Below are 20,775 nucleotides of genomic sequence, written 5' to 3'. Positions count from 1 at the left end.
GGGGACGGGTCAGACCGTCTCCTGGGCCAACTCCCGCATGGGCCATGCCCCGTCGACCACGGCGGTCGCGTCGCCCTTGCGGCGCAGGAAGTTCTGGAAGTCCGCCGCCCACTCCGCGTACCACTCGATCTGGCGGCGGTGCAGCTCCGCCGGGCCGAGGGCCGCGACCTTGGGGTGACGGTCGGCAATCGCACAAGCCAGGCGGGCCGCGGCGAGGGCGTCGGCCGAGGCGTCGTGGGCGGCGTCGAGCACGACGCCGTACTCCGCGCAGACCGCCTCCAGGTTGCGCTTGCCTCGGCGGTAGCGGTCGACGCGGCGGTCGATGGTGTACGGGTCGACGACCGGGGCCGGGTCCACGCCGCCCAGACGCTCGGACAGCGACGGCAGCCCGTACCTCCGCAGTTCGGCGGAGAGCAGGGTGAGGTCGAAGGCGGCGTTGTAGGCGACGACGGGGACGCCGGTCTTCCAGTACGTCGTGAGGACGTCGGCGATGGTGTCCGCGACCTGGTCGGCCGGGCGACCCTCGGCCACCGCGCGCTCGTTGGTGATGCCGTGCACCGCCACCGCGCCGGCCGGTATGGGCACGCCCGGATTCGCCAGCCACTCCCGGTGTCCGGCCGGTTGCCCCGCTCTGACCTCGATCACGGCCCCCGTGACGATGCGCGCGGTGCGCGGGTCGGTCCCGGTCGTCTCCAGGTCGAAGCCGATCAGCAGCTCCCGGTGCCAGCTCATGGGCGGTCCCCCTTCGTGGTGGTGCTGTCCCCCAGTGGTCTCCACCTTCGCATGCGCCACTGACAATCCGACGACCCGGTTCCGCTTACCGCCCGGACCGGGCCGCCGTGGACCACCCGGGACGCCTTACGACACCGGTCGCGAATCCGCCCAGGCCAGCTCGAACTCCTCGCGGTAGGTGGGGAAGAGCCCGGGTTCGACCGCGTCGCCCGAGGCGTTCGACCTGAGCATCCGGCTTCCGTTGCGGAGCACCAGCACCGGCGACTCCATGCCCCGCGCCCTGCGCAGATACGACTGCACCACGGCGATGCCGTCGGCCCCGTCGCCGTCCACGAGGTAGGCGGTGAAGCGCGGCGTCTCGTCGTACACCTGGATCTCGAAGGCGCCCGGGTCGCGCAGCCGGGAGCGCACCCGGCGCATGTGCAGGATGTTCATCTCGACGGAGCGGCCCAGTTCGCCCCGTTTGATGCCGAGTTCGCGCTCGCGCCGTTTCACCGTGCTGGAGGCCGGATTGAGGAACAGCAGCCGGACCCGGCAGCCGGACTCGGCCAGGCGCACCAGCCGCCGTCCGGAGAAGTTCTGCACGAGCAGGTTGAGTCCGATGCCGATGGCGTCGAGGCGGCGGGCGCCGCCGAAGAGGTCCTCGGCGGGGAACTGACGCATCAGCCGCACCCGGTCGGGGTGCACGGCGACCACGTCCGCGTACCGGTCGCCGACCAGGTCCTCGACCGCGTCGACGGGCAGCCGGCGCGAGGACGGCACGTCGCCGCCCGAGCCGAGCATGGCCAGCAGCCGGGCCGAGGCCCGTTCGGCCTGGGCCAGGACGGCCTCGGACAGGGCCCGGTTGCGGGAGACGACGTTGCGGGTGACCTCCAGCTCGTCCAGGGCGAGTTCGACGTCCCGGCGCTCGTCGATGTACGGCTCGAAGCACGGCCAGTGCTGCACCATCAGCTCGCGCAGCTGGGGCAGCGTGAGGAAGCTGATGACGTTGTCGTCGGCCGGGTCGAGCAAGTAGCCCTTGCGGCGGCTGACTTCGCGGACGGCGACGGCCCGCTGCACCCATTCCTGTCCGGCGGGTCCGGCCGCGGCGACCACCCAGTCGTCGCCGTGCACCGGTTCGTAGACCGGCCGCAGGACGGCGGCCACGACCGCGCGCAGCCGCTGTTCGACGAGGTTCAGCCAGATGTAGGCCCGGCCGGCCCGCTGGGCGCGCGTCCGCACCTCGCGCCAGGCCTCGGCGCCCCAGTCCAGTTCCGGTCCGATCGCCCCCGCGTCCATCGGCCGCGCCAGGGACACCGCGCCGGGCGGGACGTCCGTGGAGTTTCCCTCGCGACCCTCGTCACCAGGGGGCAGCTCCAGCCCTCCCGAGCCCACCCGTGCACCGCCTTCCGCTCCCCCGAGCACTCCGTCTCAACGATCAAGGAAGGGTACTCCGGGAGCGGTCGGCGATGCAGCCGGATGGACAGGGTCTCTCCTCAACTTCCTTCCATTCCGTACCCGTTCTGAGCGGGACGGGCGGACGGAGTGAGCGGATTCATAGCGGTGGCGTCGCGCCGGGTGATGCGCAGGCCGCGCCGGTGGACCCGCCTCGGCGGCCCGCCGAGCGCAGGATCGGGGGCCGGGAGCGACGGGTGGCGGTGTCGCTTTCGGGGAGACTCCGGGCGAAGGCGCCCCGGCGGCGGAGCCCACCTGGAAGAGTCGTGTGCCATGCAGGTCTGGCCTGGAGAGGCGTATCCGCTCGGCGCCACGTACGACGGCGCCGGGACCAACTTCGCGGTGTTCACCGAGGCCGCGGACCGAGTAGAGCTGTGTCTGCTGCACGACGACGGCTCGGAGACGGCGGTGGAACTGCGGGAGAGCGACGCGTTCGTGCGGCACGCGTACGTGCCGGGCATCATGCCCGGGCAGCGGTACGGGTTCCGGGTGCACGGGCCGTACGACCCCGCGCGCGGTCTGCGCTGCAACTCGGCGAAGCTGCTGCTCGACCCGTACGCGAAGGCGATCGGCGGGGCGGTCCGCTGGGGCGAGGAGGTCTACGGCTACCACTTCGACGCCCCGGAGAAGCGCAACGACCTCGACTCGGCCCCGCACACCATGACGTCGGTCGTGATCAACCCCTACTTCGACTGGGGCGACGACCGGCCGCCGCGCACCGGCTACCACCACACGGTGATCTACGAGGCCCATGTGAAGGGCCTGACCATGCGCCACCCGGGACTGCCGGAGGAGCTGCGCGGCACCTACGCCGCGCTCGCGCACCCGGCCGTCCTGGAGCACCTGGGCGAGCTGGGCGTCACCGCGCTGGAGCTGATGCCGGTGCACCAGTTCGTGAACGACCACCGGCTGGCCGACATGGGCCTGGGCAACTACTGGGGCTACAACACCATCGGCTTCTTCGCCCCGCACAACGCGTACGCCTCCTGGGGCGACCGCGGCCAGCAGGTCCTGGAGTTCAAGTCGGCGGTCCGGGCGCTGCACGAGGCCGGGATCGAGGTCATCCTGGACGTGGTCTACAACCACACCGCCGAGGGCAACCACCTCGGCCCGACGCTGTCCTTCCGCGGCCTGGACAACCCGTCGTACTACCGCCTGACGGACGACCCCCGCTACTACATGGACACCACGGGCACCGGGAACTCCCTGCTCATGCGGTCCCCGCACGTACTCCAGATGATCATGGACTCGTTGCGGTACTGGGTCACCGAGATGCATGTCGACGGGTTCCGCTTCGACCTCGCGGCGACGCTGGCCCGGCAGTTCCACGAGGTGGACCGGCTGTCGTCGTTCTTCGACCTGGTGCAGCAGGACCCGGTGGTCTCCCAGGTGAAGCTGATCGCCGAGCCGTGGGACGTGGGCGAGGGCGGCTACCAGGTGGGCAACTTCCCGCCGCTGTGGACCGAGTGGAACGGCAAGTACCGCGACACCGTGCGCGACCTGTGGCGGGGCGAGCCACGCGCGCTGGCGGAGTTCGCCTCCCGGCTGACGGGCTCCTCCGACCTCTACCAGGACGACGGGCGGCGCCCGCTGGCCTCCATCAACTTCGTGACCTGCCATGACGGGTTCACGCTGCACGACCTCGTCTCGTACGACGACAAGCACAACGACGCCAACGGCGAGGAAAACCGGGACGGCGAGAGCCACAACCGGTCCTGGAACTGCGGGGCGGAGGGCGACACCGACGACCCGGGCGTGCTGGAGCTGCGTGCCCGTCAGATGCGGAACTTCGTCGCCACGCTGATGCTGTCCCAGGGCGTGCCGATGATCAGCCACGGGGATGAGTTCACGCGCACCCAAGGAGGCAACAACAACGCGTACTGCCAGGACAACGAGGTGTCCTGGGTGGCGTGGCCCGACCCTGACGCCGACGACGCGGACGGCGGCGGGCTGCTGGAGTTCACGCGCGCGATGGTGTGGCTGCGCAGGGAGCACCCGGTCTTCCGCAGGCGGCGCTTCTTCCACGGGCGCCCGGTGGAGGGCACCCACGACGAGCTGTCCGACATCGCCTGGTTCACTCCGGAGGGGAGCGAGATGACCCGGCGGGACTGGGATCTGGCGCGGGCGTCGGCGCTGACGGTGTTCCTCAACGGCAACGCGATCTCCGAGCCCGGTCCGCGCGGGGAGCACATCGGCGACGACTCCTTCCTGCTGATGTTCAATGCCTCGCCGGCGCCCCTCGGCTTCGTCGTCCCGGTGGACCACGGCCGGCAGTGGCAGGTGGTCGTCGACACCGCCCGTACGGAGGGGGTGCCGCCCGACACCGGTGCGAAGGTGCGGGCCGGGGACCGGATCACGCTGCCGGACCGGAGCCTGACGGTGCTGCAGCGGCCCGTGTGACGCCGGCCGGGGGGCGCCGATGTCACGAAACGTGGCGGGACGGGTACGTAGGTCTGCATGACATCTGAGCGACCCGACCCCAGGACGCCGACGGCCACCTACCGGCTCCAGCTGCAGCCCGACTTCCCGTTCGCGGCCGCCGCGGTCGCCGTGCCGTACCTGGCGTCGCTCGGCGTCTCCCATCTGCATCTGTCCCCCGTGCTGGAGGCGGTGCCGGGCTCGGCGCACGGCTACGACGTCGTGGACCACGCGCGCGTGCGCGGCGAGCTGGGCGGCGAGGAGGGCCTGCGCGCCCTCGCGCACACCGCGAGGGGGCACGGTCTGGGCCTGGTGGCCGACATCGTGCCGAACCACATGGCCATGACCCCGCGCCACAACCGCGCCCTGTGGGAGGTGCTGCGGGAGGGCCCGAAGTCGCCGTACGCGCGCTGGTTCGACATCGACTGGGCGGCGCAGGGCGGGCAGTTGCTGCTGCCCGTGCTCGGCGGGCCGGTGGGCGAGGAGCTCGGCCACCTGGTGGCCGACGGCGACGTGCTGCGCTACCACGACCACGTCTTCCCGCTCCGGGAGGGCACCGAGGAGCTGCCGCTGCCGCAGCTGCTCGATGCCCAGTGGTACCGGCCGGCGTGGTGGCGGCTGGCCCGCACCGAGCTCAACTACCGGCGTTTCTTCAGCATTTCGGAGCTCATCGGGGTACGGGTGGAGGACCCGGAGGTCTTCGACGCCACCCACGCCACGATCCTCCGGCTGTTGCGCGAGGGGGTGCTCGACGGGCTGCGCGTCGACCACCCCGACGGCCTCGCCGACCCCGACGGCTACCTCCGGAGGCTGCACGAGGCGACCGGCGGGCGCTGGACCGTCGTCGAGAAGATCCTGGCCGACGGGGAGCGGCTCCCGGCGTCGTGGCCGGTCGCGGGCACCACCGGTTACGACGCCCTCCGGCACGTCGACGGGCTGTTCACGGACCCCGCCGGCGCCGGTGAACTGCTCGCGCGCTACCGGCGGTTCGCGGCCCCGCAGACGGACCGGGGCGGTGACTGGGCGGCCACGGCGCGCCGGGCCGCGTACAGGGTGCTCACACACGAGCTGGCCGCCGAGATGGACCGGCTGACCCGGGCGGCGAGCCGCGCGTGCGCCGCGTCGCCGGACCCGGCCCACCGCGACCGCGCGCCCTGGGCGCTGCACACCGCGCTGCGGGAACTGCTGGTGCGGATGCGCGTGTACCGGCCGTACACCTCCACCGACACGGCCTCCGTGGTCACGCAGGAGGCCGCCCGCGAGGCCCGGCTCGCCTTCCTCGTGCCCGAGGAGGGGGAGGCGGTCGACGCCGTACGCGACCTGCTGCTCGGTACGTCGCACGGCGCGGCGCCGGACGCCCCTGACGCGCCCGAACTCATCGAGTTCCGCGAGCGGTTCGCGCAGACCGCCTCGGCGCTGCGCGCCAAGTCCGTGGAGGACACGGCGTTCTACCGCTATGTGCCGCTGCTGTCGGCCACCGAGGTGGGCGGGGATCCGGGGCGCCCGGCCGTGTCCCCGGAGGACTTCCACGCGTACTGCGCGCGTGTGCAGCGCGACTGGCCGGCCACCGGGACCGTGGTGACGACGCACGACACCAAGCGCAGCGCCGATGTGCGCGCGGCGCTGGCCGTGCTCACCGAGTGCCCGGAGCGCTGGGCGGAGGTGCTCGCCGAGGTGACCCGCGACGAGGAGGGCGTGCCGGACGCACAGCTGGCGTGGGCTGCCTGGCAGACGGTGTTCGGGCTCGGCCCGGCGGAGGGCGGGGCCGAGCGCGTCGGGCAGGCCTTGTTGAAGCACGTGCGCGAGGCGGGCCTGTACACGAGCTGGACCGAGCAGGAGCCGCCGTACGAGGAGGCGGTCGCGGAGTTCGTGGCGAGGGGCCCGTGCGGGGTGACAGGTGCGCATGTGGCCGCCTTCCGGGACGCGCTGGCGGCGCACGTCCGGGCGAACGTCCTCGGGACGGCCCTGGTCCATCTGACGATGCCCGGGGTGCCCGATCTGTACCAGGGCACGGAGGACGAGTACCGGGCGCTGGTGGACCCGGACAACCGGCGGCCGGTGCGCTTCCCGCCCGCGGACCCGGGCGGGAAGGCCGCGCTGACGGCGGCGGCGCTGGGGCTGCGCGCGCGGCGGCCGGACGCCTTCGGGGAGGCGGGGACGTACGAGCCGCTGACCGCCGAGGGCCCGGCGGCGGCGCACTGCGTGGCGTTCGCGCGCTCCGGCGAGGTGGTCACGGCCGTGACCCGGCTGTCGCTGCGGCTGGCGGAGGCGGGCGGCTGGCGCGACACCCGGCTGCCGCTGCCGCCAGGACGGTGGGCCGATCTGCTGGCTCCGGAGCGCGAGTTCACCGGGCACGCGCGCGTGGCCGAGTTGTTCGACCGGCTGCCGGTGGCCTTGCTGGAGCGGGCCGGCGACGACGGGGAGGAGTGAGCGCACCCTCCCGCCGGAGCGTCACCCCTGGCGCCCCCCGTACTGTCCTTGACAGTTCAGCTACTGTCATGCGGCACTGGGGACAGCGGAGCCGGACGGACACGTCGGGGGGGTGAGTCTCCTGCCGGAGCTGCGTTACCTCACCGTTCCCGAACTGGTCGCGTCCGCCAGGGCGTTGGCCGCACACCGGCCCGCCCTGTGCACCCTGCGGCAGGTGGGAGTCTCCCGCGGGGGCAGACCCCTGCACCTGCTGTCCGTGGGCCACGCCCGCCGGACCGTGCTGGTGGTGGCGGGCGCCCACGCCAACGAGCCGACCGGCGGCTCCACCCTCCTCGCGCTGGCCGAGCGCGTCCTGCGCGAGCGGGAGCTGCGGGCCGGCACCTCCTGGCACTTCCTGCTGTGCGCGGACCCCGACGGGGCGAGCCTCCATGTGACCCCGGCACCGCGCAGCCTGCTCGACTACCACCTCGGCTTCTACCGGCCCGCCGGGCCCGAGCAGCCGGAGTGGTCGCCGTCGCTGCTGCCGCCCGACCGGCTGCCGCCCGAGACACGGGCCCTGACCGCGGTGATCGACGAGCTGCGGCCCTACCTCCAGGTGACGCTGCACGGGACCGACCTGGGCGGCAGCTGGGTGCAGTTGACGCGGGACGTGCCGGGCCTCGCAGAGCCGTTCGCCAAGTCCGCGGCGGAGCTGCACATACCGGTGGAGGCGGGCGCCTCGGACGCGGCGGCCTGGCCCGCCTCCGGCCCCGGGGTGCACGTGATGCCGGGGCCCGACTCGGAGGCCGCCTACCCGAGCATGCCGGACGACGCGCGGCACAGCACCTGGTACCACACGCACCGGTACGGCGGCCTGACGGCGGTGGTGGAGGTGCCGATGTGGGCCAGCGACCTGGTCGACGACCCGGCGCCGCATCCCGCCCCGGCGGCGGCGATGCGGCGTCTGGCCGGCCGGCTGCAGCGGGACGCCCTGGAGGTGGACCTCATCCTCAGGGAGGCGCTCCCCCGGCTGGACGGCGCCGAGGGACCGCTGCTGCGGGCGGCCGAGTGGGCGCTGGGGCTGATCCCCGGACTGGCCGCCGACTGGATCCACACCCCGCCCGCCCAGACCACGATGGCGTACGTCGGCAGCGTGGACGCCTTCGGGCGGCGCCTGCCGCTGCGGGCGGCCGCGATGCTGCTGCGGGTCCTGCGCGAGGCCGACGACAGCGCGGCGCCCCGGCTCGAACAGCTCGTCACCTCCTGGTGCGGGGCCTTCGCGGACCGCTTCCGCGCCCGCTGGGTCCCCCTGGAGCACCAGGTCGAGCACCAGTCCCGGACGGTGCTCGCGGCGGCCCTGCACGCGCGGGAGCGGGCCGCTTGAGGTGTCCGCACAGCAGCGCGTCGCGCACCACGAGCGCGCGGCGCCCGTCGCCGGCCCCTCAGGCGTCGAGCGCGAAGACCGCCCCCGTCCGCGCGGCCATCTCACACGCGTTCGAGAACGTGTGCCGGAACGCGACCGGCCGCCCCTGCCACACCCCGTACGCCTGGACGGTCACCGGGGCGTAGATCATCGGGCACAGGACGTCGTGGTTCGGCGGGAGGGCGCCGATGTCGCCGTGCGCCGCATCGAGTTCGGCGCAGGCCTTGGCCGCGTGCGGGTGGCCCTGGGGCGGCAAGCACGTCAGCAGGGTGCCGCGCGCGTCGCCGGACACGGTCTCGCCGCGGGTGACGGTGAGGTCGAGCCACGTGCCCGGGAACTGCGCGGGCGTTGCCGCGTGGGCGGCCGGAGCAGGGCCGACGGCCAGGAGGGCGGCCGCCGCGAGCAGAGCGCCGCGTACGGCCGTCGCTGTGATGGTGTGCGTCATTCCCGATGCATCGGCACGGCGGCCTCCGCACCCCACCCCGGCTCACCCGAACGGGAGCGCACGCGCGCGTAGCGGCCCGCCAGTTCGAACACGCTGAGCACCACCCGCGTCTGGTACTCGACCTGACGGCCGACCGAGATCCAGCGCGCTCCACAGCCGTTGTCGTATTCGTCGCACCGCGCGTCGATGAGCCGGTCCAGCTCCGGCAGGACACCGGCCGCGTCGTCTCCGGTGTCGCGCGCGAGCCGGTGCAGCAGTCCGGCCGTGCGCAGGGCAAGGCGGCGCCCCGCGATGCGCAGCGCGGCCAGGTGGGCGGCGCTGAGCGGCGGGAGCGGGCGGCCCCTGCCGTCCTCGGTGTCGGGGTCCCAGGTGTCGGCGAGATCCGGGCAGACCAGCAGGTAGTCGCCGACGGCCGCGAGGACGCTCGTCGTGTCGGGCACGGTGGAGAGCCGTGGCCTGATCCGGGCGAGGATGCCTTCCAGGAGGCGTGCGTCGTGGCGCAGGGTGCGGCTGACGCCGCGCAGGACCGCGTCCCGGTCGATGGGCGGCGAGCCGTCGGCCACGGCGGCCGCACCCCACATGGGCGCCTCGACGATCGCGGTGACCGTGCCGTGCCGCTGCGGGTGGAACCAGGTGGACTCGACGGCGGCCTCGGTGATGGCCTCGACCGCGTCTCCGCGGCGCGGCGCCGGGATCCGGTACACGGCCGGGCCCAACGGGGGCCAGTACAGGGCGTCGTACGCGCCGAGTTCGCGGGGGATGCCGAGGCGGGTCGCGGTGTGCGCGAGGCGCTGGGCGAGTCCTGGCAGGTCGCGGGTGAGCTCCACGAAGCCGCCCCCGATGTCGACGCCGTGCAGCGAGCACTGCAGGAAGGGCCGCAGCTCGTCCTGCACTTCCAGCAGGGCGCGGGTCTCGGGCAGTGCGGCCGCGGCCGCGCCGTCGGGCAGCCACTCGGGCTGCTCCAGGAAGCCGGGCCGGAAGAAGTTCCGGAAGTAGTGGCCCAGGGTGTACGGGCCGCCGAGCCAGCCCTCGTTGCGGCGGGAGCCGTCGGGGTCGAGGCACAGCAGCAGGTTCCAGGTGGCGTCGGCGCCCTCGGTGAGCCGGGAGTCGGCGAGAGCGCGCTCGGCCAGGTTCAGGGCGGTGGCGCCGCCGACCGGCTCGTTGGCGTGCGGGCCGGCGACGACGAGGACGTGACGGCTGCCGTGACCGATCGAAAGCAGCCACAGCGGCGAGCCCGCGCGCGAGGCCCCGATCCGGCGCAGCCGGGCGTCCACGGGGCGCCGGGCGACGAGCTCGGCCGCGCGAACGCCCAGCTCGTCCACGGTCGGGTAGCGCAGGAGCGGCAGGGCACACCTCCACAAGGTGAGGCCGTCGGTTCACCTGGGGGGCATGGTGTAGGCACAGTGAGTCACGACTTCAGGGGTACGTCAACACCACGACGGGCACCGCCTTTTCGGCCACCGCACGCGCAACGTCGCGACAGGCGTGGCCGGTTGGCCGGGCGCCGTTCAGTTCGCCGAGAGCCGGAAGGCGATCCGCCCGAAGCCGACCCGGTCGCCCTCGCGGACCACGGCGGCGGTGATGACGCGGCGCCCGTTCACGGTCGTGCCGTTCGTCGAGCCGAGGTCTCTCAGCACCCACATACCGCTCTGGTGGCTGAGTTCGGCGTGCACGCGGGACACCGTGTCGTGGTTCAGCCGCAGCCCGTTGCCCGGATCCCGGCCGATGCGCAGCGGGTGGGCGGCGGCCGGGTGGGGCAGCAGCAGCTTGGGCAGGCGTTCGGCCTGCCAGGCGGCGCGCAGGCGGCCCGGGAAGCCGGAGACCGCCTCGACGGTGCCGAAGAAGACGCGCGAGACGCGGTTCTCGTTCGGCAGGTCGGCGGTGAGCACGGCGAGTTCGTCGGACCGGCGTGCGGCGAGGGCCAGTTCCATGCGCCGCACGAACGTGTCGTGCGAGAGACGGCCCATGACGACGCCGTCGCGCAGCACCCGCAGCGCCTTGTCGCGCTCCGCGTCGGACAGCCGCGCGGGAGAGGGATGCATCTCGAAGGACGACGTCACGTTCGTGATTGTCGGCCAGTCACCCCTGGCTGTCCAGCGTCTTCCTGCGACGTGGAAACGGCCGCCACGCGCGCGTACTTCCCGCGACACCCGCCCGAAAAGGCGGGATTCAAAAGCGGATCGATCTCGCGCACGGCACGATGGACTGGCTACATCACGGTGAGCAGACGAAGGGGAACCGTCCGTGCAGTTCGAGGTGTGGGCACCGCAGGCAGACCGCGTGACGCTCCATTGCGACGGCGCCACGCGCGCGTTGGAGCGCGATCCCGACCGGCCCGGGTGGTGGAGCGGCGAGGCGGACGCGGCGGACGGCTCGCGGTACGGATTCGCGCTGGACGACGGTCCGGCGCTGCCCGACCCGCGCTCGCGCCGCCAGCCGGACGGACCCGAGGGGCCGAGCGCGGTCGTGGACCAGGGGCGGTACGCATGGCGTACGGCGTGGGAGGGGCGTCCGCTGCCGGGCGCCGTGCTGTACGAGCTGCACGTGGGGACGTACACCCCCGAGGGCACCCTGGACGCGGCCGCGCAGCGGCTGGAGCATCTGGCCGAACTAGGCGTCACCCACGTGGAGTTGATGCCCCTGACCCCCTTCCCTGGGCGGCACGGATGGGGGTACGAGGGGGTGTCCCCGTGGGCGGTGCACGAGCCGTACGGCGGCCCCGACGCGCTGAAGCGGTTCGTCGACCGGGCGCACGAACTCGGCCTGGGCGTCGTCCTGGACGTGGTCCACAACCACCTGGGTCCGTCGGGCAACCACCTGCCGGCGTACGGTCCGTACTTCACGCAGACGCACCAGACCCCCTGGGGCTCGGCCGTCAACCTGGACGCGCCCGGTTCGGACGAGGTGCGGGCGTATCTCGTGGACAGCGCGCTGGCCTGGCTGCGCGACTACCGGCTCGACGGGCTGCGGCTGGACGCGGTGCACGCGCTGCGCGACACGCGCGCGTACCCCTTCCTGGAGGAGCTGTCGACGGCCGTGGAGGGACTCGCCGCCGAGCTGGGCCGGCCGCTGTTCCTGATCGCCGAGTCCGACCTCAACGACCCGCGGATCATCACGCCGCGCGCGGAGCACGGCCTCGGCCTGCACGCGAGTTGGAACGACGACTTCCATCACGCCCTGCACACCGCGCTGACGGGCGAGTCCCAGGGCTACTACGCCGACTTCGCGCACGCCCCCCTCGCCGCCCTCGCCAAGACGCTGACCGGCGGCTACTTCCACGACGGCACGTACTCGGGCTTCCGGGGCCGCAGGCACGGCCGCCCGCTGAACCGCGCGCGGGTCGCCGGACACCGGCTGCTCGGCTACAGCCAGACCCACGACCAGATCGGCAACCGCGCCCAGGGGGACCGGCTTTCGGCGTCCCTCTCCCCCGGTCTGCTGGCCTGCGCGGCGGCGCTCACCCTGACCGGGCCGTTCACGCCGATGCTGTTCATGGGCGAGGAGTGGGCGGCGGGCACCCCCTGGCAGTTCTTCACCGACCACACGGACCCGGAGCTCGCGGCGGCCGTACGGCAGGGAAGGCGACGGGAGTTCGCGGCGCACGGCTGGGCCGAGGAGGACGTGCCCGACCCGCAGGACCCGGCGACCCGCGACCGCTCCTGCCTGGACTGGACGGAGCCCGAACGCGACCCGCACGCGCGCGTGCTGGACTGGTACCGCCGGCTCATCGCCCTGCGCACGGAGCAGCCGGACCTCACCGACCCCGGTCTCGCCGACATCAAGGTGGCGTACGACGAGGAGGCGCGCTGGCTCGCCTTCCGGCGCGGGGACGTGCGCGTGGCGGTGAACCTCGGCAAGGAGCGCGCGGCGATCCCGCTGGGCACGCGCCGGGCCGAGGTCCTCGCCGCCTGGGAGCCGGTCGAGCCGCCCGGCGCGGACGGGCTGCTGTACGTGCCGGGCGAGTCGTGCGTGGTGCTGGCCCAGAGCTGAGGCGGACGCTACAACTCCTCGTTCGTCCCGTCGTCCTTGAGCTCCGTCACCCGCTCCAGCATGATCGCCTCCCAGACACGGCGCAGCCGGCTCCTGAGGAGCGGCAGGGGACCCGCGTCGCGGCCGTCGAGGCAGTCCGTGAGGCGGATGACGGTGTCGCACCGGGCCAGCCACAGACCGCGCAGGCAGGGGCGGGGGCCGTACCCGGCGAGCGTGGCGGCACGGACGGCGGCGCCGGAGCCGACGGCGAGGGCGAGCCCGGCGATGTCCTCGGCGGGGTCGCCGACGGCCGCGTCGCTCCAGCCGAGGACGCCGCGCACCCGCCCGTCTGCGCTCACCACGACGTGCTCGCCCTTGAGGTCGTGGTGCACCAGGACCGCCGTACCGGACTGGGCGGCGAGCTGGGCCGCGCCTGCCGGGGTCAGCTGCTGGAGCCGGGCGGGGTCGAACTCGTCGGCGGCGCCCAGGTGTTCGGCGGCGGGCACGGCCATGCGGCGCAGCGCCTCCAGCGAGCGCGGGGCCGCGCGCGGCACGCCGAGCGTCTCCGCCTGCCGTACGGGCACCTCGCGCAGGCCGGTGAGCAGCCCGGCCAGATCGGCCTCGCCCAGGGCCGAGACATCGTGTTCGGCGCCCGTACCGCCGGGCACCAGCGCGTCGAGCGTGTAGCTCAGCCCCGGCGCCCACTCGCCGTGCGCCACGCTCGCCGGGACGGCGACGGGCACGTGCGGGCGCACCAGCTCGCGCAGACGCAGCTCGCGGCGCTGCCGCAGCGTGGCGTCCCGGTCGGGGGCCAGGCGCAGCACATGGCGGGCACCGACCCACCAGGTGGAGTGCTCGCCCTCTACGACGGGCCGCACGTCGGGCGCGGAGTCCGCGTCCGCGCCGTCCTTGAGCAGCGAGCGGACCAGTCGGCGGACGGTGTCCGCGGTGGGAGTCGGTGCCTGGGTCATGATCGAGCCGTGTTCGTTCAGGGGTGTTGGCGAGGATAAGTCTCCTATATAACGCCTGCGAAGTGCGCTCAGTCCACTATCACCATCTCGCGGGTGGTGTTGTTGAGGCGGCGGCCACCGTCCTCGGCCACCGTGACGATGTCCTCGATGCGCACCCCGAAGCGGCCGGGCAGGTAGATGCCGGGCTCCACGGAGAAGCACATGCCGGGCACGAGGAGCTGCTCCTCGCCCTCGATCATGTACGGCGGCTCGTGCGTCGTGACGCCGATGCCGTGGCCGGTGCGGTGGATGAAGTACTCCCCGTACCCCGCGTCGTCGATCACCGCGCGGGCGGCGCGGTCGACCTCCTGGCAGGCGACGCCGGGCCGTACCGCCCGGAAGCCCGCCTCCTGGGCCGCTCGCACGATGTCGTGGACCCGGCGCTCCTCGTCGGTCGGCTCGCCCACGTGCACGGTGCGGGTGGTGTCGGAGCCGTAGCCGTCCTTGAGACCGCCGAAGTCGAGGACGACCATGTCGCCGCGCTGGATGACGCGGTCGCCGACCTCGTGGTGCGGGTCGGCACCGTTGGGTCCGGAGCCGACGACGGTGAAGTCGACCTGGGAGTGCCCGAAGCGCAGCAGCAGATCGGCGAGGTCGCGCCCGATGTCGGACTCGCGACGCCCGGCGAAGGGAACCTTCCGGATCTCCTCGAACGCCTGGTCCGCGGCCGCGCCCGCTGCCGCGAGGAGCTCCAGTTCCGCCGCGTCCTTCACGGCGCGCAGCATCGGCAGGGCGTCGGTGAGGGAGGCGAAGCAGGCTTCCGGCAGCACCTTCTGCAGGCCGAGCAGGTGCATCGCCCAGGCGTTGTCGCTGATGCCGAACCGCCCGTCGCCACCGACGAGACCGGCGGCGACGGCGTACGGGTCGACGCCGTCGGTCCAGTCACGCAGCGACATGCCGGGGGCTCCGGCCGCCTTCCGCGCGTCCGGCGCCTCCAGCGTGGGCACGACGAGCACCGGCTGCTGCCCGGGCACGAGGACCAGCGCGGTGAGCCGTTCGGTGTCGGCGGGCGGCGTGTAGCCGGTGAGCCACACCATGTCGGGCCCGGGAGCCACCACCAGCCCCGCCAGCCCGGCGTCCGCGGCGGAGCGCGCCGCGCGCTCCATGCGGACCCGGTAGTCGTCGGCGGTGAAGGGGGCGGGCGTACCACCGGCCAGGGGCGCGGTACCGGTCATCGGACCTCCGAGGGCGCGTGCGGGAGCGGGACAAAGGCCTGCGCGCAGCATCCTGCCGGGACACGGAGGGCAACGCGAGCCGATTACGGCTCCTCGGTCCCGCGGGTCGGACGAGGGCACCGGGCACGACGGTCGACTGATCGTCCGGGGTGTCAGCCGGGGAGCGGGGAGCCGAGTGGCCTGAGGTCGCCGGCCGGTGATGCGGACGCGTGGTCCGGCACGAAACCGTGGGTCCGGCGGGCCAGGTAGTCGGCCTTGTAGCGGGCGACCTGCCGGTGCCAGTGGAGAATGGCCGCCATCCAGTTCTGCAGGTCGGCCACGTAGCCCTCCACGGCGGCGCGAGTCTCGTCCGTGAGCTCGAAGTCCCCGTACATGACTGGGAGTTCGCGCGCGCGGACGTGCTCGAACTGCTGCATGCGCTGGGTCGTCAGGTCGTGGACGACGCCGAGTGCGGTCGGGTAGTCGATGCCGAAGAAGTTCTGCACGACGAGGACGGCGTTGTGCATCTCGCCCTCGTACTCGATCTCCTTCTGGTAGGAGAAGACGTCGTTGACCAGGCACCCGTAGTCGACGGCGGCGTTCTCCAGGGAGCACACGGGCCCGCTGCGGTACACCTCCGCCGGGATCGCGGGGTCCCGGCCCATACGGCACAGGCTCAGGGTGAGATCGGAACCGAAGGTCGCACGGCGCATCTCCAGGTAGTCGATCGGGTCGGGGATGCGGTTCTGCAGCTGGTTGGACAGCTCCCACAACCAGCTCTCGGTCATCACCTCGATCGACCGCTTCAGGGTGCATCGCTGATCGGGGGTCATCTCCGCCGTCGTACGGGCCCAGAGGTCGGTGAGTCCGCGCTCGATGCCGCCCGCCGGGGCGGGGACCGGCTCGCCGTTGAGCGGCATGCAGGCCGACAGGCGTGCCAGGGCCGGCTTCGCGCCCGCCAGGTCGCGCCGGTGGCCGAACACGAGCGGGTAGTAGTCGTCGGCGTACGTCCCCCAGGCCAGCCACTGCGAGGTGAGGTCCAGGGCCTCGGGAGTGGCGTCCGGGTCCATGCCCGCCGCGCAGAGCGGGAAGTCGTAGGCGGTGAGCTTGTCCTCGTCCCAGACGCCCTCCTGGAGCAGCCCCATTCGGTGCATCCAGACGGTGAGGCGGGGGCGGGCGGCGTCCGACTCCGGGGAGAGCTCCACCCGGTAGGGCATGTAGAGGTCGGGGATCAGGGACGGGCCCACCTGCTCGAAGGGCACATGGGAGTACGCGCGCAAGCGTTCGGCGGCGGCCGACGCGAGCAGGGCGCCGACGTCGGCGGCGGAGGTGCCGGGTGCGGTCAGCCGGGGCCACGAGGCGTCCGGTGCCGCGCCCTCGTTCATGTAGCGGCTGGAGCGCAGGTGCCACTCGTGGCCGCCGGACTGCCAGTCCTGCAGCCCCTTCGTGTAGGCCGCCACCGCCGCGACCTCGCCCGCTGTGAGCCCCTTCTCCAGGGCGAGCGCGGGCACTTCGGTGAGCGCGGTGTGCTCGAACTGGTGGAGGCGCGAGGTGAGGATGTCGTTGACGGTGTCGGCGGCCTCCTGGGTGGTGCAGCCGAAGAAGCTCTCCAACGCGAGTACGCCGTTGCTGAGTTCGCCCTCGTCCTCCACCTCCCGCTGGTAGGAGAACAGGTCGTTGCGCAGGTGCACGGCGTCGGCGAAGGTCTCCATGAGCACCCTGAGCGGCCTCGACCCGGCCACGCGCGCGGGCACTTCGGCGTTCGCGTACTCCACGAGCCCCGCCGACCAGGGAGCGCCGCCCACCTTGCGGCGCATCTCGATGTACTCGACCGGGTTGGCGATCCGCCCCTCGTCGATGTTGGACAGCTCCCACATCGACTCGTTGAGCAGATGCTCGGTCGCGACGGCGAACCGCCGGCGCCAGTCGGCGGACATCCTCGGCACCGTGCGCGCCCACAGGTCGGCGAGGCCCGCCTCGACGGGGTTCTCCGGCTCCGGTACGGGCGTGGAGAGGTCGAGCGACATGAACAGCGGCAGCCGGTCCAGATGCGCCTTGCCTCCGGCGCGGTCCTGGGTGCGCTTGTACTTCTCCAGGAAGTGGTCGTCGAAGAAGAACACCCACACGTACCAGTCGGTGATCAGCGAGAGGGCGGGTCCGTCGCAGTCGGGGTGGGTGTAGGCGCACAGGAGCCCGTAGTCGTGCGCGTCGAGGTCGGCCCGGTCCCAGATCCCGGAGCCCTCCAGCATGCCCATCTCGCGGGCCCACGCGGTCGAGTGGGCGCGCGCCTCGTCGAGATGCGGGTTCAGCCGCGCGGGGTACGGCATGTAGAAGTGCGGGAGTACGAACGGCTGCTTCATGGGCCGGCCCTACCCGTGGCCCCCAACTGCCATCCACGGGGCGGAACATGATCACACCATCGCGTGAACCGCGGCACCTTTCCGCAAGACCCGTCCGCCTCCTTGCCGACGCGGCGGCCCACCGGCCACCGTGGTCGCATGCCCTCGTACGCGCCGCCCGATGAGGCGGTCCCCGACGTCTTCGATCCCCGCCGGTACGCCGCCGGGGTGCCGTACGCCGACTACCGCGTCCTGCGCGACCGTCACCCCGTGGCGTGGCAGGAGGAGTCCGAGGTGCTGGGCTGGCCGGCCGGGCCCGGATTCTGGGCGGTGACCCGGCATGCGGACGTGGTGCGGGTGCTCAAGGACTCGGCGACGTACTCCTCCCACCTCGGCGCGACCCAGATCCGGGACCCCGATCCGGCGGACCTTCCCTTCATCCGGCGCATGATGCTCAACCAGGATCCGCCCGGGCACGGGCGATTGAGGCGGCTGGTGAGCCGTGCCTTCACGCCGGGGCGCGTGGACCGGTTCGCGGCGGTCGCGCGCGAGCGGGCGCGCACGCTGTTCACCGCCGCTCTGGAGTCGGCCTCCGCCGGCCATGGCACGGTCGACGTCGTCGCCGCCGTCACCGACGAGTACGCGCTGCTCAACCTCGCCGATCTGCTCGGCGTCCCGGAGGAGGACCGACGGCTCCTGCTGCACTGGACGCAGCGGGTCATCGGCTACCAGGACCCGGACGAGGCCGGTCCGGCCGTACGGGACGGGAAGGGCAGGCCGGTCAATCCGCGCTCGCCGGCCATGCTGCGGGACATGTTCGCGTACGCAAGGCAGCTGGCCGCGTACAAACGGCGCCACCCGGCCGACGACGTCATGACGACGCTCGCCCACGACGCCGAACTCGCCGAGGCCGAGCTGGAGATGTTCTTCTTCCTGCTCACCGTCGCGGGCAACGACACGGTACGCAGCGCGGCCCCGGGCGGTCTACTGACGCTGGCCGAACACCCGCGGGCGTACGAGCGACTGCGGGACGGATCGGTGCAACTCGACACGGCAGTCGACGAGTTGCTGCGCTGGCATCCGCCCGTGCTGACCTTCCGCCGTACCGCCGCGCAGGACACCGAGCTGGCCGGGCGGCGCATCCGCGCGGGCGACAAGGTGGTGGTCTTCCACGCCTCCGCCAACCGCGACGAGCGGGCCTTCGCCGACCCGGACCGCCTGGACCTCTCCCGCATGCCCAACCCGCACGTGTCCTTCGGGGACGGCCCGCACGTGTGCCTGGGCGCCCACTTCGCCCGGCTTCAGCTGCGGCTGCTGTACGAGGAGGCGCTGCGGGCGCTGCCCGCGCCACGCCTGGCGGGGCCCGCCGAGCGCCTGGTGTCGAACTTCATCAACGGCATCAAGTCGCTTCCCCTGCAGCTGACTTGACGTCTCCCCTCACGGCTTCACCTGGATCAGCGCGTGCGTGCCCGCGGTGCGCCAGCGCTGCCCCTCCGCGGCGACCAGTGCCGCCTCGGTGCCCGCGTCGAGGCCGGTGATCACATCGGACTTGAGGGTGCGCAGGGAGGCGACGGGGCCGGGCCAGTAGGCGGTGGCCTCCTGGAAGGAGGTGGTCGCCGGCCACAGCCGGTCGCCCACCAGGCGCCGGTAGTTGAGGTCGCCCTTGACGACGGTCAGCGCCGCCGCGGCGAACTCGGCGCGCAGGTCGTCCGGCATGTCCGCGTACGGCAGCGGGGCGCAGGAGAAGGGGTGCGCCCGCACGGTGAGCCGCCCGTCGGCCATGGCCGACCACAGGCGCCGCCCGTACGCCGCGGCCGCGCCCGGCGCCGAGGTGAGCCGGCGCAGCGCGTCGACCACGTCGGCGGTCGTGGCGTCGGAGACGTAGTACGGGGTCGGCTTCACGTGCAGGACCGCCCGTCCCACGCGCCCCTCGGCGAGGAGGTGGGCGATCAGCAGCAGGTCGGGGATGAGCTCGCGGCCCGCGTTGTCGGCGACCAGACACAGCGTGCCCGTACCGGAGGCCGGGAGCAGCGACCACAGGATGTCGCTGTCGTCGGCGACCAGTGCCGGGGCGGCCTCCTGCGCCTCGGCGCCCGCCGCGGAGAGACGGAAGCCGAGGTCGGCACGGTTGCCCCAGAGCGAGCCGTGCAGCAGGGCCCGGGCCCGCTCGTCCTCCGTCCGGTCCTGGAGCGCGTCGAGCGCGGCCAGTTCCTCGTCGGTCTCCTTGGCGTCGAGTTCGGCCAGCTTGAAGGGGCGGAAGGGGTCGATGCCCTGCCATGCCCCGGGACCGAACCAGCCGACCGCGCCGAGGAGTTGACGGTAGAAGTAGCTCTCCGACCACAGCCAGGGCACGTCGAACCAGGACCGGCCCGCGCAGGCGTCCATGCCCCACTCCCGCCAGCGGTCACGGTCGGGCGCGTCGGCCGGGAGCGGTTCGATCGTGCCCTCGGTGCAGCTGTGCAGCAGCGCGTCGAGCGCGCGATGCTGCTCGGGGCCGTACGGAAAGGCGTCCCGGACCTGCCGGATGATCGCCGGGTGCCGCTCGGCCAGCACGCTGTGGGGGAACGAGCCGGGTACGTTGCCGAGGATGACAGGCGATGACGGTGCAGCTGGGGTGTCGGGCATGTCCGTCACCGTATCGCGCGGGGTCAGACGGTTCTGATCTCCCGCTCCAGCTGCGAGGCGAGCGTCAGATAGCGGGCGCGGCGGGGCACCGGCACGAGGCCCCGGATCATCAGGTGCCACATCTCGGCGACCCTGCGGGGCAGTCGGCCGGTGGGTTCGAGGGAGCGGCCGGCGACACGGGCGCCGACGAAGAAGCAGACCAGCGCGTGGGCGGCGGCGTCCACGTCGAGGTCCGGGTGCACGTCGGACTCCTGGACGGCGGCGAGGAGTTTGCGGGTGGCGAGGTCCAGCCATTCGGCGAAGGGGTGGGCGAGGGGCGGCCGTACGGCGATGTCCGCGGTGGCCAGGCGGAGTCCGGCGCGCGGGATCGGGCCCTCGACGGCGAGCCGGGCGATCCCGAACGTGGTGCGCATCAGGGACTCCAGCGCGGAGCAGCCACGACTGTCCGTGTCTCTCGCCACCTGCGCGGCGGCTCTGGACTGGAGTTGCATGATGGCGTGCGCCAGATCCTCCTTGGCGGCGAAGTGGAAGTACAGCGCCCCCTTGGTGACCTGGGCGTGTTCGACGATGTCGCTGAGGCTGGTGGACTCGTAGCCCTGCCGGTCGAACAGGTCGGCGGCTGCGGTGATGATCGTGGCTCGGGTCTGCTCGGCGCGTAACTGCCTCGCCATGGGCTGGGTACTCCTCGGCGGCCGGAAACGGACGGGACGTGCCGTTTGTTTCTCACCCTCCGCGCACGGTGGTTCACCGTGCGGCAGCGGTGACCGGGCGGGCGGCCCCCGGTGGTCGACACGTGTGAGCGGTGTGCGGACCGCGG

The 20,775-nt window shown here is 73.1% G+C and carries 15 protein-coding genes; 5 read left to right on the top strand and 10 right to left on the bottom strand.

Going from position 1 to position 20,775, the window contains the following annotated elements:
• Nucleotides 1-9: 9 nt before the first annotated feature.
• Both ABZ910_RS10575 and ABZ910_RS10570 read right to left on the bottom strand, forming a co-directional pair.
• Entirely contained in the window at nucleotides 10-732 is a 723-nt protein-coding gene (locus tag ABZ910_RS10575; RefSeq protein ID WP_361361704.1) for a 3'-5' exonuclease, read from the bottom strand.
• Between the two features lie 126 nt (nucleotides 733-858).
• Complete coding sequence (locus ABZ910_RS10570) at nucleotides 859-2,106, bottom strand: SAV2148 family HEPN domain-containing protein (RefSeq protein ID WP_361361702.1); 1,248 nt, start codon at nucleotides 2,104-2,106, stop codon at nucleotides 859-861.
• A gap of 333 nt (nucleotides 2,107-2,439) precedes the next feature.
• Here ABZ910_RS10570 and glgX point away from each other — a divergent pair, with 333 nt between their 5' ends.
• The 3 genes from glgX (at nucleotide 2,440) to ABZ910_RS10555 (ending at nucleotide 8,377) form a co-directional block, all read left to right on the top strand.
• Nucleotides 2,440-4,566, top strand: a complete 2,127-nt coding sequence (gene glgX / locus ABZ910_RS10565; protein ID WP_361361700.1) for a glycogen debranching protein GlgX — start codon at nucleotides 2,440-2,442, stop codon at nucleotides 4,564-4,566.
• A gap of 57 nt (nucleotides 4,567-4,623) precedes the next feature.
• Nucleotides 4,624-7,014 carry a malto-oligosyltrehalose synthase gene (gene treY / locus ABZ910_RS10560; RefSeq protein WP_361361698.1) on the top strand — a complete coding sequence of 797 codons (2,391 nt, stop codon included), beginning with the start codon at nucleotides 4,624-4,626 and terminating at the stop codon, nucleotides 7,012-7,014.
• 112 nt (nucleotides 7,015-7,126) lie between these two features.
• Entirely contained in the window at nucleotides 7,127-8,377 is a 1,251-nt protein-coding gene (locus tag ABZ910_RS10555; protein WP_361361696.1) for a M14 family zinc carboxypeptidase, read from the top strand.
• Nucleotides 8,378-8,435: 58 nt separating this feature from the next.
• On the opposite strand, the gene ABZ910_RS10550 is transcribed toward ABZ910_RS10555, so the two are convergent.
• The 3 genes from ABZ910_RS10550 to ABZ910_RS10540 form a co-directional block, all read right to left on the bottom strand.
• Entirely contained in the window at nucleotides 8,436-8,861 is a 426-nt protein-coding gene (locus tag ABZ910_RS10550) for a subtilase-type protease inhibitor (protein ID WP_361361694.1), read from the bottom strand.
• Nucleotides 8,858-10,222, bottom strand: coding sequence for a M14 family zinc carboxypeptidase (locus tag ABZ910_RS10545; RefSeq protein WP_361361692.1), 1,365 nt, complete (start codon nucleotides 10,220-10,222; stop codon nucleotides 8,858-8,860). Before ABZ910_RS10545 ends, ABZ910_RS10550 begins: the two co-directional genes overlap by 4 nt.
• 147 nt (nucleotides 10,223-10,369) lie before the next feature.
• Nucleotides 10,370-10,921, bottom strand: coding sequence for a DUF1707 and FHA domain-containing protein (locus ABZ910_RS10540; RefSeq protein WP_361361690.1), 552 nt, complete (start codon nucleotides 10,919-10,921; stop codon nucleotides 10,370-10,372).
• 184 nt (nucleotides 10,922-11,105) lie between these two features.
• On the opposite strand from ABZ910_RS10540, the gene treZ reads away from it, so the two are divergent.
• Nucleotides 11,106-12,851: a malto-oligosyltrehalose trehalohydrolase gene (treZ, locus tag ABZ910_RS10535; protein ID WP_361361688.1), complete on the top strand. Its 1,746-nt coding sequence runs from the start codon at nucleotides 11,106-11,108 to the stop codon at nucleotides 12,849-12,851.
• Between the two features lie 8 nt (nucleotides 12,852-12,859).
• On the opposite strand, the gene ABZ910_RS10530 is transcribed toward treZ, so the two are convergent.
• The 3 genes from ABZ910_RS10530 to cyc2 form a co-directional block, all read right to left on the bottom strand.
• Nucleotides 12,860-13,801: an aminoglycoside phosphotransferase family protein gene (locus ABZ910_RS10530; RefSeq protein WP_361361686.1), complete on the bottom strand. Its 942-nt coding sequence runs from the start codon at nucleotides 13,799-13,801 to the stop codon at nucleotides 12,860-12,862.
• Between the two features lie 68 nt (nucleotides 13,802-13,869).
• Entirely contained in the window at nucleotides 13,870-15,015 is a 1,146-nt protein-coding gene (locus ABZ910_RS10525) for an aminopeptidase P family protein (RefSeq protein WP_361361684.1), read from the bottom strand.
• A gap of 152 nt (nucleotides 15,016-15,167) precedes the next feature.
• Nucleotides 15,168-17,354 (bottom strand): germacradienol/geosmin synthase Cyc2, encoded by a 2,187-nt coding sequence (gene cyc2 / locus ABZ910_RS10520; protein WP_361361682.1) that lies wholly within the window; start codon nucleotides 17,352-17,354, stop codon nucleotides 15,168-15,170.
• Nucleotides 17,355-17,492: 138 nt separating this feature from the next.
• On the opposite strand from cyc2, the gene ABZ910_RS10515 reads away from it, so the two are divergent.
• Nucleotides 17,493-18,761: a cytochrome P450 gene (locus ABZ910_RS10515; protein WP_361361680.1), complete on the top strand. Its 1,269-nt coding sequence runs from the start codon at nucleotides 17,493-17,495 to the stop codon at nucleotides 18,759-18,761.
• A 9-nt stretch (nucleotides 18,762-18,770) separates the two neighbouring features.
• On the opposite strand, the gene ABZ910_RS10510 is transcribed toward ABZ910_RS10515, so the two are convergent.
• Together ABZ910_RS10510 and ABZ910_RS10505 are read right to left on the bottom strand one after the other, a co-directional pair.
• Entirely contained in the window at nucleotides 18,771-19,958 is a 1,188-nt protein-coding gene (locus ABZ910_RS10510) for a damage-control phosphatase ARMT1 family protein (protein WP_361361678.1), read from the bottom strand.
• Nucleotides 19,959-19,981: 23 nt separating this feature from the next.
• Nucleotides 19,982-20,629 carry a ScbR family autoregulator-binding transcription factor gene (locus ABZ910_RS10505; protein ID WP_361361676.1) on the bottom strand — a complete coding sequence of 216 codons (648 nt, stop codon included), beginning with the start codon at nucleotides 20,627-20,629 and terminating at the stop codon, nucleotides 19,982-19,984.
• Between the last annotated feature and the right edge of the window lie 146 nt (nucleotides 20,630-20,775).

It is taken from the genome of Streptomyces sp. NPDC046805, assembly GCF_040645355.1.
Taxonomy (GTDB): domain Bacteria; phylum Actinomycetota; class Actinomycetes; order Streptomycetales; family Streptomycetaceae; genus Streptomyces.
This window is presented reverse-complemented; position numbering and strand designations above follow the sequence as displayed.